Origin of the sequence: Natronobacillus azotifigens, assembly GCF_026805325.1 — a bacterium.
Taxonomy (GTDB): Bacteria; Bacillota; Bacilli; order Bacillales; family Amphibacillaceae; genus Natronobacillus; species Natronobacillus azotifigens.
Genome location: NZ_JAPRAT010000006.1, coordinates 115,387 through 129,417, shown reverse-complemented (window position 1 = coordinate 129,417; position 14,031 = coordinate 115,387). Strand labels below are relative to the sequence as shown.

Here is a 14,031-nt window from a genome sequence, read left to right as displayed (position 1 = left end):
GACGGTTGCTCCGGGATAAAAAGATGGCTTGAGGGGTTTTGCTCAAGCCATCGATAGATTGTTATTCTTTTACCCATCCGAGTAACATTTCACGCACAAACTTGCTTGCGGCGATAGCTGTTTGTTCAGAAGAGTCATAAGCAGGTGCAACTTCAACTAAGTCGGCACCAACGACACGAACGTCTGATTTGGCAATGAGGTGGATCGCTTCCAGCAATTCTTTGGAACTAATCCCTCCTACCTCAGCTGTTCCCGTACCTGGAGCAAACGCTGGATCCAAGACATCAATATCAATCGTCACATAGACATCTTCCCCAGCTAGGCTTGGTAAAACTTCTGCCAACGGTGCTGCCACATCATAACGAGCCATGTACATGCCACTTGTTTTTGCATATTCAAACTCCTCGCGCATTCCTGAACGAATGCCAAATGAGTATACATTTTTTGGTCCGATTAACTCGCAAGCCTTTCTAACTGGTGTCGAATGCGAGAGAACTTCCCCTTCATATTCTTCACGTAAATCAGCATGTGCATCTATGTGAATGAGTTTCACATTTGGATGTTTTTGATGAACTGCCTGGATAATCGGCCAAGTAACAAGGTGTTCTCCACCTAGACCAAGGGGAAACTTCCCTTTATCTAATAACGTTGTAATGTAGTTATAGATTTGTGTCAAACTTTTTTCTGCATTCCCAAATGGTAACGGAATGTCTCCAGCATCAAAATAGGCTACTTCTTCTAAATGCTTGTCCAGATAAGGACTATATTCTTCTAAACCAATCGAAGCTTCTCGAATTCGGTTCGGGCCAAAACGTGAACCAGGTCGAAAACTTACCGTCCAGTCCATCGGCATGCCGTATAATACTGCTTTTGCTTCGTGAAAGTCAGGACGAGCCATAATAAAAACTTTTCCCGAGTATGCTTCATCAAATCGCATCGCTATACGCCCTTTCTATTTTGTTAAATCTTCTACAAATTTTGGTAAAGCAAAACAAGCTTGGTGTAGCGCTTGAGTGTAATAACTCGTTTCAATTTGATGGAATCGATCTTGCCCTACTTTCAATGGATCATGTTGTTTGCTTCCCAAAGTAAACGTCCATAAACCACTTGGATAGGTTGGAATATTTGCTGTATATAATTTCGTTATCGGGAAGATCTCTAATACATCTTGGTGTACTTGTTTAATCAGATCTGCTTTAAACCAAGGGTTGTCGGATTGTGCAACGAAAATACCATCCTCTTTCAATGCTTTTGCGATCCCAGCATAAAAACCTTTCGTAAATAAATTCACAGCTGGACCAACTGGTTCTGTTGAATCGACCATGATCACATCATATTCTGCTTCACTCTTCGCAATATGCATAAAACCATCATCTACTTTTACCTCGACGCGTGGATTGGTTAACTCACCAGCAATACTTGGTAAATGTTGTTTTGATGCTTCAATTACTTTTCCATCAATTTCAACAAGCACCGCTTTTTCAACGGATGGATGCTTCAACACTTCACGAATGACTCCACCGTCCCCACCACCAACAACGAGTACTTTTTTCGGGTTTGGGTGTGTGAACAAAGGAACGTGACTAATCATTTCGTGATAAACAAAATCATCTTTTTCTGTCGTCATGACCATACCATCTAATACAAGCATGTTGCCCCATTCTTTTGTCTCGAGCATATCTAATTGTTGAAAATCCGTTTTTTCTGATTGTAACGTACGTTTTACTTTTGCCGTGATCCCAAAATCATCGGTCTGTTTCTCTGTATACCATAAATCCATCATTACCATCTCCTTTTGATTGCTTTCTTCTATCTTAACCTTTTTTTACGAACGTCTTCAAACAACGAGGTTCACATCCACCATGATTAGTAGTCCCAGTATGTAATTCAGGAGTCATTCGAAAAAAGAGACCATTCGCTCTTATTATTAATTGTTTCTAGCAAATAATGCCGCTAAACAAATTAATTTTAGAGATTTTTCCGAAAAAAGCAAGTCTTTTTCTGCAAAACTTGTCATAATTTTAGGTTTAATGGTTGGGCAATCGTACCATAATGTTAGTAATCGAAAGAAGCTGCAAAGGAGTTCTTCAGCATGAATCATAATCGAAAGAGAAAGATACGAACAAAAATCTATCAAATACTTGTTATCGGACTAATCGCATTTTCCCTAGTGATTGGTGCGTTATTTCTATTTATCTTTTCTTTAGGACCACCACCATTAACCGCTGATCAAAATACCATCTACTACGGTGCGAATGGAGAAAAAATTGGGGAAGAAAGAGGGGTTGAGAATCGATATTGGGTGCCACTTGATGAAATGAACGAAATGGTAGTAAACGCAACGATTGAACTGGAAGATCAACATTTTCATGAGCACAGTGGTTTTGATTATAAGCGAATTAGCGCGGCATTACTTAACAATATACGATCCGGCTCTTTGCAACAAGGAGCTAGTACGATTACACAACAATATGCACGGAATCTCTATCTATCACAAGACAAGACGTGGTCAAGAAAACTAAAAGAAGCGTTTTACGCGATTCGGCTAGAACTTTTTTATGATAAGGAGACCATCCTTGAAGGCTATTTAAATACGATTTATTACGGACATGGTGTTTACGGGATCGAGGCAGCGAGTCAATTTTATTTTGACAAAGCAAATGAAGAGCTGAGTCTAGCTGAATCGGCCTTACTGGTTGGGGTTCCAAATCGGCCGAATCATTATTCCCCGATTAACCATTTTGACCATGCCAAACAACGTCAACAGCTACTATTGCGACTCCTAGTCGATCGAAATGTAATAGAGCAAGAAGATGCTTTACGTGCAGAGCAAGAAGTTTTAACAGTCACCGCTAATAATCCTAACGAACAAACCAGTCAAATTGGTTACTTTCGTGATGTGGTCTTAACGGAGATGGAAAAAATTCTTGAAAAAGATCACACACAAATCCGGCGGGATGGTTATCATGTATACACCACGCTCGATACAGATGACCAAATATATTTAGCTGATGCAGTGGAAAAACATACAGGTGTTGAAGAAACGTTTCAAGCAGGCGCAATGGCAGTAAACCCAAATACCGGTGCAATTACCGCCTTAGTTGGTGGTAAGGATTATCAACAGAGTCCATTTAATCGAGCAGTTCAAGCACAAAGGATGGTTGGTTCAACGATAAAACCATTGTTATATTACAATGCATTAGAAAGTGGCTATACCGCCGCTACGACATTGGTAAGCCAACCAACTACCTTTGCATTTGCTGATGGCTCTAACTATCGTCCACGTAATTTCAATAACTATTATGCAGACGATCAAGTCACTTTAGCTCAAGCATTAGCGGTTAGTGATAATATCTATGCAGTGAAAACAAACTTGTTTCTCACGCCAGATCGATTCGTTTCGACGCTTGGAAAGTTTGGTATCACGGGCGAGTTTGACGCTGTTCCAGCGCTCGCTTTAGGAACTGCTTCTGTCAGTGTACAAGAAATGGTCGTCGCCTATGGTATGCTTGCGAATGGTGGAAAAGAACTGGAACCTTATGCAATTGAAACAATTGTGGACAAGGATGGAAATGTTATTTATGAGCGTGATCAGCAAAAACCAGAGCAAGTGCTTGATCCACAACAAACGTTTATTCTAAACCAACTAATGACCGGTATGTTTGATGTAAACCTTAATAGTTATATGACCGTAACAGGTGCTCCTATTGTTGATCAATTGTCTGGACACTATGCCGGAAAATCTGGGACAACTTCATCGGATAACTGGATGATTGGATACAGTCCTGAATTGGTGATGGGAGTGTGGGTTGGATATGATGATAATCGAACCTTAACAAAAACTAGTGAAAAGCAGGCCTCGAGAGCAATTTGGGCAGATTTTATTGAAAAAGCACATCAAAGCCGATCAGTCGGCGTCTTTAAAGCACCTTCTGGTATTGTAGCAGCCTATGTGAATCCTATGAACGGAAAATTAAGTACACCGTATTGTCCAACTAGCCGTCTCATGTATTTTGTCGAAGGAACAGAGCCGAGGCAATATTGCAAGGATCATCCGGGGGAATAATTGAGTTAAAATGGGAGGGCGCTCGTTTTCGGACTGCTTTGCCTTGGTATGGCTCGTTTCTGTCCGAATCAGCTATACCTATGAAGTAAAAAAGAGTCCCAGCCAAAACTGGAACTCTTTTTTACGTTTCTGGTAATGCTTTTTTTACTTCTTCTGATGAGTTTTTCCACATGTCTTGATTAAATTCACGAAGAAAATCTCCTAATAATTGACGAGACAAATCATCCATGTGTTCAACGATTACATGACCTTTCATCGACTTTTCCATATGCGTTACGTGTTCAGGCATCGATTTATACGCTCGTTTAATCGGACGATCAACACGAATTTCACTACCTGCGATACCGTGATAATAAGGTCCAGATTGACCCGATTCTACGGTTACCCAGACAATCCAATAAAGCTTTCCATTTGGTACTTCATCCTTATTCGGAATAAATTTCACTCGACGTTCCACATCACTTCGAGCGTGCATCGCACCCATATCAATATATGCTTTCTGCTCATTCGGATCGACAATGACCGGTGAAATATTTTCCAAGCTGATCGAACCAACTCCGTAACCACCATGACCGTCTGTTGAGTCGTCTTTCATTATTGTAAAAGCATTATTTTTCTTTTCTTGATTACTCATTACTTATGTCCCCTTTACGCACGTCATTTTTGTTATTGTAGCATAGTCGGGCTATCGATTTCATCTGCCAAAACTTGCAGGAATGAATCTCCACTTGTAGAATAATAACCAATAATAAAAAAAGGAGGAGACAATAATGCCTTATGTTACGGTAAAACTATTAGAAGGTCGTACGGAGGAACAAAAAAAGAACTTGGTCGAGAAGGTTACGGATGCAGTTGTTGAAACGACAGGAGCTTCAAAAGAAAAAGTAGTTGTATTCATTGAAGATATGAGTAAAAATCATTATGCGGTTGGTGGAAAAAGATTGAGCGACCAGTAGATTGAGTTAACTTTTCACATCGTTCACTTCCTAGCTAAGCAAAGGGGGGAATTTGAATTGAAAAAATTAATAGGTGTTACAATTTTCGTTGCTTTATTACTTGGTTTAGGACTCAGTTGGTTTCGAGCTGACCAAGCACAAAAAGCACTAAAAACGGATACGATCGCCCACTTAGAAAGCAGAGGTTATCAGATTGAATCTGATGTCGAGGATATTTCCGTTGTGAATGTAGGTCAACAAGATCGAACTTATGCAGTTGCCGTTACCTTTTACGATGAACCTGATTTCGCTTATTTATATACGTATAGAGATAATTCCGATCAGATACGCCAATTACCAGTTGGCGATGAAGAAAGAGAGGAGTTTTCGTTACAACATCTCGAAGACTAACTCGACAGGTGAAGAATAAAACTCACCCTCACGAAGAAGGAAAGGAAACTTCAGCAATTTCTATTGTCCTATTTGCCTTGGGGCAACGGGCGCTAAGTTTTAATATATTTGACCAGGACTTTAATGCTCTAATCTTTACAAAAATGAAGTTCATAAGGAAAGGGACTCCCATTACTCGGAATCCCTTTTCTTTTTTTATTTTTTTCACGTTTGCTTTAGTTCCGCAATAAACGCCCAAGCTTCCTCAATATCCTTATCCGTATAATTTACCTTGGCCTTTACTTCTCGTACTTTTGCTTCTACTTCTACTTTCGGTAATTCATCAAAATATAGCATTGTTGCAACCAGCTCTAAAAACCGAGAACTTTGCTCTTTTAATAGGTCCACTTTTTTTGAAAAGAGTGGTAAATCTACTTTTACATGGTCTAGAAAGTCGATCCCGGCAGAGGTAGTTTGGTACTGATATTGATAATAATTACTTTTTTCTTCTTTTGTTTCCTCAATGAACCCTAGGTTACACATTTCTTCAATTCGCAATGTTAATTCTTCAGAATATGGTCCATAAAAATGAAATGTAAATTTCTCCTCAAATGGAACATCACATTTTTGTAATATGTAAATCATTTTTTGTAATTTCTTTCGTCCAACAACTTCCTTGGCTGTTACAAAAAAATTCATTAATTTCGCATGATTTGTTAACATTCAAACATCCCCTATTCCAATCTTTTATTCCTAATTACGAGCTATCCCTAATAGATCCATTATCTGTTTTTTCTCTGGTTGGTCATCTGATAATGCTTCAATAAAGTCTGACGGGAAATATAGTTTATGATCGGTACGTTTTTTCCCAGAGATAGACTCGACAATATCTGACGTTCTCGATAATTCTTCCAATTCATTGTTTGGTTTTTGTAAATAGATTGGCAACCGTTCGCCCTCTTCCCCAGGTCGATAAAAGTCATATGGTAAATCAGAAGAGGAATCAACGACTAAATAATATTTCGGATCCATACCGACTTGTTCAAATAACCGATGCAAAACCATCCATTCTTCCATTTGTGCATTTGGATTGAATTCAACATATTTAAATAACTTCCGGTTCGTAAATCGCACGCACAAATCGCTCAATATCTCATCCGATTCGTCTGTCCATGCTTGGAAATAATACGAAACAATCGGTTCATCTAAACGAATGTAATCTTGTAAGGAAACTTCGCCTTCAAAAAAAGATAAGAAATGAATCGGTTGGAAGCGAAATGTGTATCCTGATAAATAGAGATCTTTTACCCGATGTAAGATTTTCGACAGAATAACTTCAGCACTTCGGCTTACCGGGTGAAAATATACTTGCCAATACATCTGATATCTGCTCATAATATAATCTTCTACCGCATGCATGCCTGATGATTTAATCACGACTTGATCGTCGACAGGACGCATGACGCGTAAGATTCGTTCCATATCAAAGTGACCATAGCTTACCCCAGTAAAGTAGGCGTCTCTTTGTAAATAATCCATTCGATCCGCATCAATTTGACTCGAAATCAAACTGACAACTAGCTTATCGTGATAGGTTTTATTGATAACTTCTGCCACTTTCTGTGGAAAGTCAGGCTCCACTCGTCGCAAGATATGATTAATCTCGGTATCACCAACAATGATTTTCTTTGTAAAGTCTTCGTGATCGAGCTTAAATACTTTTTCAAACGAGTGAGAAAAGGGTCCGTGTCCTAAATCGTGGAGTAAAGCGGCTGCAAGGCATAATAACCGTTCATTCGGATTCCAATAAGGTTTTCCTTCAAAGTTCGCTAAGATACGTCTGACAATTTCATATACGCCTAATGAATGATTAAACCGGCTATGTTCTGCTCCGTGAAAAGTAAAAAAAGATGTTCCTAATTGTTTGATTCGACGTAACCGTTGGAATTCCATCGCTCCAATCAAGTCCCAAATTACACGATCTTTAACGTGGATATAGCGATGGACCGGATCTTTGAAGACCTTTTCTTCTCTTAATTGCTCATCTTTATAGGCCAATTGGAAATCCTCCTTCTCCATTTTTGTTGTACAGTTCTTTTTTTCTGCATAAATTGTCTTTTCATTATATAATAGTTTCGGTGAATCTAAAAGGGCGTGTTCAAAAAGCCAGCAAATTAGCAGCAAGCAGGTTGAAGCGGCGAAGCTTCTGAGGACCAGAGTATAGGCTTTCTCTACATGAGGACCGGAAGAACGAGCCAACAAAGAGATGCGCCGCTTATCATTCGGTGACTTTTCGAATATTCTCTAAAAGGGAACACAACCCTTTTGTTGAAAGAAAAATACCAAAGGAGATACAACAATGTCAGACTGGAAAACACTATTTCATAAAGATCAATTTCGTTTTATTGATCACACGAATTCAATAGAACCGGTTACAGCACTTGATGCATTTGCCGTAGATGACGCCCTCGCGTTATCTGTAGAAAAAGGAGCATCCCCAACAACGATGCGGATCTGGACCCACGATCAAACAGTTGTTCTCGGCATTCCAGATGCTCGATTGCCTTTTATTAAAGAAGGTGTTTCTTGGTTAAACCAACAAGGATACCAAGCCGTTGTTCGAAACTCTGGAGGTTTAGCAGTCGTCCTGGATAAGGGCGTGATGAATATAACCTTATTGTTTGCTGATGGTAATAAAATTGGGATTCATGAGGGTTATCAGATGATGGTCGGTTTTATTCAAGAACTATTCGCTGACTATACGGATCAAATAAAAGCATTTGAAGTGAAAGGTTCTTATTGTCCTGGTGACTATGATTTAAGTATAGATGGGAAAAAATTTGCCGGTATTTCGCAAAGGCGCGTAAAAAATGGCGTGGCTGTTCAAATATACTTATCCATTGAAGCAGATAATCAAGCACGCGCGAAATTGATTGAGTCGTTTTACAAGCTTGGTTTACAAGGTGAAAAAAGTAAGTTCGCCTATCCAACAGTAGAACCTAACACGATGGAAGCTCTCGCAACATTACTAAACAAGCCACTGACAATCGATTTTGTAAAAAATCGTATTCGAGAGAAGCTAACCGACTTAACGAAAGAGCTTCAACAGAACGATCTTACTGCTATAGAAAAAGAAATGTATCAAAAACGAAAGCAACAAATGATTGTACGAAACAAAAAAGCACTGGGAGACTTATTCCATGAATAAGCCCCCGTGCTTTTTTATACGAACATTATGTTGTTTTCTATCTATTAAAGGGACTGTGCCGCTGTAATGATGGCTAATTTATATACATCGTCTGTATTGCAACCACGCGATAGGTCGTTTACTGGTTTATTTAAACCTTGTAAAATCGGTCCGACAGCATCAAAGTTTCCTAACCGCTGTGCAATCTTATATCCAATATTACCCGCTTCTAATCCTGGAAAAACAAATACGTTTGCATCTCCTTGAATATCTGCTCCTGGTGCCTTTTTCTCAGCAACACTTGGAACAAAAGCAGCATCAAACTGAAATTCACCATCTAATGTTAATTCAGGACGAATTTCTTTCGCAATTTTAACTGCATTCGCAACTTTCTCTGTCTCTTCTGACTTTGCCGATCCTTTCGTTGAAAAACTAAGCATTGCAACACGAGGATCAATATCGAATAATGTTGCTGTATCTGCACTAGCAAGCGCAATTTCAGCAAGATCTTGGCTATCTGGAGCAATATTAATTGCACAGTCAGCAAACACATACTTCTCTTGTTCACGAACCATAATAAACACACCAGAAGTTTTTTTGATGCCTTCTTTTGTTTTAATAATTTGAAGCGCTGGACGAACGGTATCCGCAGTTGAATGTGCCGCACCACTAACTAACCCGTCTGCTTTTCCTAGATAAACAAGCATCGTACCAAAATAATTTTCGTCTAACAGTATTTTTCTTGCAGCTTCTTCTGTTGCTTTTCCTTTTCGTCGTTCAACAAAAGCAGCAACCATTTCATCAAATGCTTCATAAGTATTTGGATCAACAATCGTAACATCGGTTAAATCAACTTGTAATTCAGCGGCCTTCTGTTCTAATTCATTTTGTTGGCCGACTAATACAGGCTGAACCAAACCTTCTTTTCCAAGCTTGCTTGCAGCTTCTAAAATTCGCTCATCTGCACCCTCTGGGAATACAATCTTCCTAGCATTTCCTGTTAATCTACTTTTTAATGTATCAAATAAGTTGCTCATCTTTTACCCTCCAAAAACATTTCTGTTATATATAATACGCTTTTTTGTGTTTGATTAAAAGGGATAGCGATTACTTTTTTTATTTTCTATGAAAAAAACTAGCAACAAGTACACGGAAGGGTAGCTTTAGACAGTGAAAATAATCAATTTTGTCAAAATCATGACACTTTTTATTTTTTCGAAAATGGGAGATGTCCTTCCCTATATTACCCTGGTTATTTTTCTTTAAAGAAATTCTAATTGGTTGAAATATGAATAATAGAAGTTCACCCAGTGCTTTTGTAAGAACAGGATAGAGAGGAATTACACAAGCTGGCCTTGGCAAGCTAAAGCCACCTTCAAACTCTACTGTGAGTAATAGGAGAAGAGCGAGAATTTTCGTCCAAACAAAACAATCATAAAGTGAAACTTCAATCAGTGGGGGTTTTTAGGTATTACCCCACTGATTGTTAGCCCTAAAGGATGACCTAAACCATTCGGGGTGATAGCGTCTGTTACTCCCGCTTAAACAACTTGATATTCTCGTTGTTTTAAAGTGGAAGTCTTACAGACGGTTGCTCCGGGATAAATATAATTTCCGATTAGGTATGTGTCATTATTTTTCATCTGTTGCATAAGTATAAATACTGGAAAGGTAATTGCTGAAATGGGGTGATAGAGTGGCAGTTGTACCTTACACTGAAAAAGATGTTGCATTGCTTGCAAGGTTAATGCGTGCAGAAGCGGAAGGCGATGGCGATCTTGGAATGTTAATGGTTGGAAACACCAGTATTAATCGAGTCATCTCTGATTGTCTGGATTTTACTGAGTTAAGAAACATTCGAGATATGGTATTTCAAAGTCCTGGTGGTTTTGAAGCAACACAAAAAGGTTACTTTTATCAAGCTGCGCGCGAGCGAGACAAAGTATTAGCAAGAAGAGTAATTAAAGGGGAGCGATTTCACCCAGCAGAGCGCACGTTATGGTTTTTCCTGCCTGAGGGTAGCTGTCCTGCACAGTGGTTTGGTCAGTGGAATACTGGCCGTTACAAATCCCATTGTTTTTTTGCACCGCTTGAATCTGAGTGTCCAAGAGTCTAACAAAAGGAGTGAGCAAACAAAATGAGTGAAGAAAACAAACAGCAACGGAGTGCATCGGCGTCCGCACACGGGATGCAAGGAATGCAAGGTATGTATGATATGGGGATGGCTCAAGGAATGTATCAAACGCCTGGCTACTCTCCATATTATCCAAGCTATGCGAGTATGCAACAGCCATCATTTTATCCATCTTATTCTTATCAAACACCAACTCAAGCACAACCGCAACAGCAGCCGAATGGACCACAAACACCAGGGATGTTACCATTAGAACAATCTTACGTAGAAAATATTCTCCGATTAAATAGAGGAAAAGTAGCTACCATTTACATGACATTTGATAACAACGAGCGTTGGAATGCTAAAATATTTAGAGGTAGAGTCGAGGCGGCCGGGCGCGATCACATTATTATCAGCGATCTTGAAACAGACAAACGTTACTTACTTTTAACGATTTATTTAGACTATATTTCGTTTGATGAAAGAATAGAATATGATTTACCTTTCGGACAGCAACAACTACCTACCGCATCACAAAGGTAACGAAAAAAAGTTTATCCAGTGGGGGACTACCTCCACTGGTTTTTTGTGTTTCATTAAAAACACCTGGACAAGTTATTCAAGTGTTTTTGGTGCTTCGTTAAAAATCAAGTAATGATCCTTGATTGTCATATCCTTCTACATTTTCTTTCGACGGCGTTGCCTGTTCAGTCCCCATCATTTTCCGTAATTCCAGCTCTTCTGGTACACTTTTATGTACCGTCGGTTTCGGGTCAACCTTTTCTTCCTTATCATCTAATAAGAGGTCGGCTAATAAACGAATAGCGCGGGCGTGTTGTTTTACTTTCCCATGATCAGAACTATTTTGTTGTGCAGATTGTAGTTCTTCCGCCATTTTTTTTAATACAGATTGATTGGTGATCATACTCCCCCTCCATTCTCTTTGTTAATTATACCCCGAAAGCTCCGGTTTTTCATTTGATACGTTTCATTCGGTACTCTATGATATAATAATTGTGTTTTTCTTAACAAAGGAGTGAGTCATATGGAACAAGAAATCAAGCCGATCCTTGCAAAACTAGATGATCATTCTACCATTCATTCGGTAAGACCTGTATCTGGCGGACAAATTAATCAAGCATTTAAAGTGGAGACAGATAGAGGTTGTTACTTTATCAAAACAAACGATCAAGCATCTGCAAATTTTTTTTCATTTGAAAAAATCGGGCTTGAACGAATAGCAAGTACAAAGACAATTGCAGTTCCAGAAGTTTATTATTGTCAGGAAACAACGGAAAATGAATCGGCCTTTCTCGTATTGGAATGGATTGAAGAAACGAACATTACTAGTGCCTATACCCGCCTTGGCGAACAATTAGCAAGCTTACATCAGCACACGCACGCGCAATATGGTCTGGATGTAGATGGTTTCTTGGGGACGTTAGCTCAACCAAATGATCAGACAGATAGCTGGGTGGATTATTATAAAAACTATCGATTGCAAACACAGCTAAACTACGGAATAGATCAAGGAATAATTCAAGGAAACCGACGGAAGAAGTTAGAAAAATTAATGAATAAACTATCAAATTACATACCAGATGAACCCGCAGCTTCCCTTCTGCACGGTGATCTGTGGAGCGGAAACTTCTTAATCGGTTCTAACGGCCAGCCATATCTTGTTGATCCTGCAATATTAGTAGGTGATCGTGCTTTTGAACTTGCATACACTGAACTATTTGGAGGCTTTCCTGCTGATTTTTATCATGCATATGATGAAGTTTGGCCTCTTGCCAAAGAATATACCGATGTAAAACCAATCTATCAGTTATTTTATTTACTCGTTCATTTAAATATATTTGGCGAACATTATGGGCGTTCTGTGGATGAGATTCTAAATAAATATGTGTAACCGCCTCCCTTTTGAAAAACGAGAAGAAGCTACCTTCTGTGACACTGCTTATTAGCTGGGCGTCCTCGTACTAGCATTTGTTGCCCCATTATTATTAAACTTTTTTTGCTGTTTTACAGTGGTGGTCTTATCGACAGTTGCTACCGAAGAAAAACGATCGACTCCTTATTGCGAGCGATCGTTTTTTGATTCAATACATATATTTGCTGTTCCCAACCGTGTAGGTCGATTTTTTTCCTTTCATCGCCAGCTTCAGCGCAGTTAGTTTCCCTTCAATCACTGGCTGAAAAGATAAGAAAACGACTCTACTAGACAATAACAATACGATTGCCATTGCAAGTAAACAGACCAAGAGAAATTCAAAGACATTATTTATTCGTAGTATTTCTGTTTCTCGAAAAAAGTGAATAAATAATCCATGCAATAAATAGACATAAAATGTTTGTTGACCAAATTTTGTCCAGTAAAAGGGTTGGCGTGGTACCCATGCAAAAATACTGAAAGCAAGACTAATTCCAAAGAAATATTGCGCGATTCTAAATAGCACACCAAGTTGAGGAGCTTCTAGAGCGCCATAAGAGAAGGACCCAAACAACCATTGGACTTGAAAATCGGGAAGAATCGTCAGTATCAGCACTGTTAGGAGGATAACAACAAGACTTATCAAACGGTATACAGGTTCTTTCCATTGAAAAATCTGTTCCTTTGTTAACCAATATCCGCCGAGAAAAAAAGGAAAGAAAACAAACGTTCTTGAAATGCTATACGTATGCCCAATGGTATCGATATAACCGACCAAAAGGCCGAGAATTACTGCAAGGGATATACCGAAAAAAGGGGGGATTTTTTTAAAGAAAATCAGTAGGATATGCCAAGAGAAGAGACTCAATAAAAACCATAAAGACCAGTGTGGATAAAATAACGGAGTATCCCAACCTTCGCTACCTGTGTAATAAAAATAACTAGAATAGATCAGTTGAAATAATAGGTATGGCAACAATAATTTTCTCATTAGATTACTTACATAGCCTAGTTTCCCGATACCTTTTGCAAAAAAGCCAGTTAGGAGTATCATTGCAGGCATATGAAATAGATAGATAAATTGATACATGGTTAAAATCACGGGAGATTCTGTAATTAACGGCTGGATTAGATGCCCAAACACTACCAAAAATATCAAAAATATTTTTGCATTATCAAAGAATGCTTCTCGATTCATCTACTCATCCTTTACAAATTTGTCACAATATTAATGTGTTAACCATTTTACTAAAAGATAAACAGAAATAGGAGTAATGAAAATGTATTGTTAAAGCATTGTAATCCGAGCGTAAATTTTCAACCAGAAAAGGGAAGTCTCGCTCCAACTTATGAGAAACTTCCCTTTATTATCATGAATCTTATAAAGTGAAACTTCAATCAGTG

At 38.8% G+C, this 14,031-nt stretch carries 15 protein-coding genes; 7 read left to right on the top strand and 8 right to left on the bottom strand.

Going from position 1 to position 14,031, the window contains the following annotated elements; translation table 11 throughout:
* Positions 1-61: 61 nt before the first annotated feature.
* Both speB and speE read right to left on the bottom strand, forming a co-directional pair.
* Positions 62-937: an agmatinase gene (gene speB, locus OWO01_RS04920; protein ID WP_268779324.1), complete on the bottom strand. Its 876-nt coding sequence runs from the start codon at positions 935-937 to the stop codon at positions 62-64.
* 15 nt (positions 938-952) lie between these two features.
* The gene (speE, locus tag OWO01_RS04915; RefSeq protein WP_268779323.1) at positions 953-1,780 is read right to left on the bottom strand and encodes a polyamine aminopropyltransferase; all 828 of its coding nucleotides are present in this window, start codon (positions 1,778-1,780) and stop codon (positions 953-955) included.
* Between the two features lie 312 nt (positions 1,781-2,092).
* Here speE and OWO01_RS04910 point away from each other — a divergent pair, with 312 nt between their 5' ends.
* On the top strand, positions 2,093-4,066 hold the full coding sequence (locus OWO01_RS04910) for a transglycosylase domain-containing protein (RefSeq protein WP_268779322.1): 1,974 nt from the start codon (positions 2,093-2,095) through the stop codon (positions 4,064-4,066).
* A 121-nt stretch (positions 4,067-4,187) separates the two neighbouring features.
* Here OWO01_RS04910 and OWO01_RS04905 read toward each other — a convergent pair whose 3' ends face one another.
* Complete coding sequence (locus tag OWO01_RS04905; protein WP_268779321.1) at positions 4,188-4,700, bottom strand: YwhD family protein; 513 nt, start codon at positions 4,698-4,700, stop codon at positions 4,188-4,190.
* 136 nt (positions 4,701-4,836) lie between these two features.
* Between OWO01_RS04905 and OWO01_RS04900 the strand changes: the two genes are divergently transcribed.
* Complete coding sequence (locus tag OWO01_RS04900; protein WP_268779320.1) at positions 4,837-5,022, top strand: 2-hydroxymuconate tautomerase; 186 nt, start codon at positions 4,837-4,839, stop codon at positions 5,020-5,022.
* Positions 5,023-5,079: 57 nt separating this feature from the next.
* Positions 5,080-5,412 (top strand): hypothetical protein, encoded by a 333-nt coding sequence (locus OWO01_RS04895; protein ID WP_268779319.1) that lies wholly within the window; start codon positions 5,080-5,082, stop codon positions 5,410-5,412.
* A gap of 204 nt (positions 5,413-5,616) precedes the next feature.
* Here OWO01_RS04895 and OWO01_RS04890 read toward each other — a convergent pair whose 3' ends face one another.
* Positions 5,617-6,114: a YwgA family protein gene (locus OWO01_RS04890; protein ID WP_268779318.1), complete on the bottom strand. Its 498-nt coding sequence runs from the start codon at positions 6,112-6,114 to the stop codon at positions 5,617-5,619.
* 30 nt (positions 6,115-6,144) lie between these two features.
* Complete coding sequence (locus OWO01_RS04885; RefSeq protein WP_268779317.1) at positions 6,145-7,449, bottom strand: HD domain-containing protein; 1,305 nt, start codon at positions 7,447-7,449, stop codon at positions 6,145-6,147.
* A 301-nt stretch (positions 7,450-7,750) separates the two neighbouring features.
* Here OWO01_RS04885 and OWO01_RS04880 point away from each other — a divergent pair, with 301 nt between their 5' ends.
* On the top strand, positions 7,751-8,599 hold the full coding sequence (locus OWO01_RS04880; RefSeq protein WP_268779316.1) for a lipoate--protein ligase family protein: 849 nt from the start codon (positions 7,751-7,753) through the stop codon (positions 8,597-8,599).
* Positions 8,600-8,643: 44 nt separating this feature from the next.
* On the opposite strand, the gene pta is transcribed toward OWO01_RS04880, so the two are convergent.
* Complete coding sequence (pta, locus tag OWO01_RS04875; RefSeq protein WP_268779315.1) at positions 8,644-9,615, bottom strand: phosphate acetyltransferase; 972 nt, start codon at positions 9,613-9,615, stop codon at positions 8,644-8,646.
* 659 nt (positions 9,616-10,274) lie between these two features.
* On the opposite strand from pta, the gene OWO01_RS04870 reads away from it, so the two are divergent.
* Together OWO01_RS04870 and gerQ are read left to right on the top strand one after the other, a co-directional pair.
* Positions 10,275-10,694: a cell wall hydrolase gene (locus OWO01_RS04870; protein ID WP_268779314.1), complete on the top strand. Its 420-nt coding sequence runs from the start codon at positions 10,275-10,277 to the stop codon at positions 10,692-10,694.
* Positions 10,695-10,715: 21 nt separating this feature from the next.
* On the top strand, positions 10,716-11,237 hold the full coding sequence (gene gerQ, locus OWO01_RS04865) for a spore coat protein GerQ (RefSeq protein ID WP_268779313.1): 522 nt from the start codon (positions 10,716-10,718) through the stop codon (positions 11,235-11,237).
* A gap of 97 nt (positions 11,238-11,334) precedes the next feature.
* On the opposite strand, the gene OWO01_RS04860 is transcribed toward gerQ, so the two are convergent.
* The gene (locus OWO01_RS04860; RefSeq protein WP_268779312.1) at positions 11,335-11,619 is read right to left on the bottom strand and encodes a DUF5327 family protein; all 285 of its coding nucleotides are present in this window, start codon (positions 11,617-11,619) and stop codon (positions 11,335-11,337) included.
* 120 nt (positions 11,620-11,739) lie between these two features.
* Between OWO01_RS04860 and OWO01_RS04855 the strand changes: the two genes are divergently transcribed.
* The gene (locus OWO01_RS04855) at positions 11,740-12,606 is read left to right on the top strand and encodes a fructosamine kinase family protein (RefSeq protein ID WP_268779311.1); all 867 of its coding nucleotides are present in this window, start codon (positions 11,740-11,742) and stop codon (positions 12,604-12,606) included.
* Between the two features lie 190 nt (positions 12,607-12,796).
* On the opposite strand, the gene OWO01_RS04850 is transcribed toward OWO01_RS04855, so the two are convergent.
* Positions 12,797-13,825 (bottom strand): acyltransferase family protein, encoded by a 1,029-nt coding sequence (locus tag OWO01_RS04850; RefSeq protein WP_268779310.1) that lies wholly within the window; start codon positions 13,823-13,825, stop codon positions 12,797-12,799.
* Between the last annotated feature and the right edge of the window lie 206 nt (positions 13,826-14,031).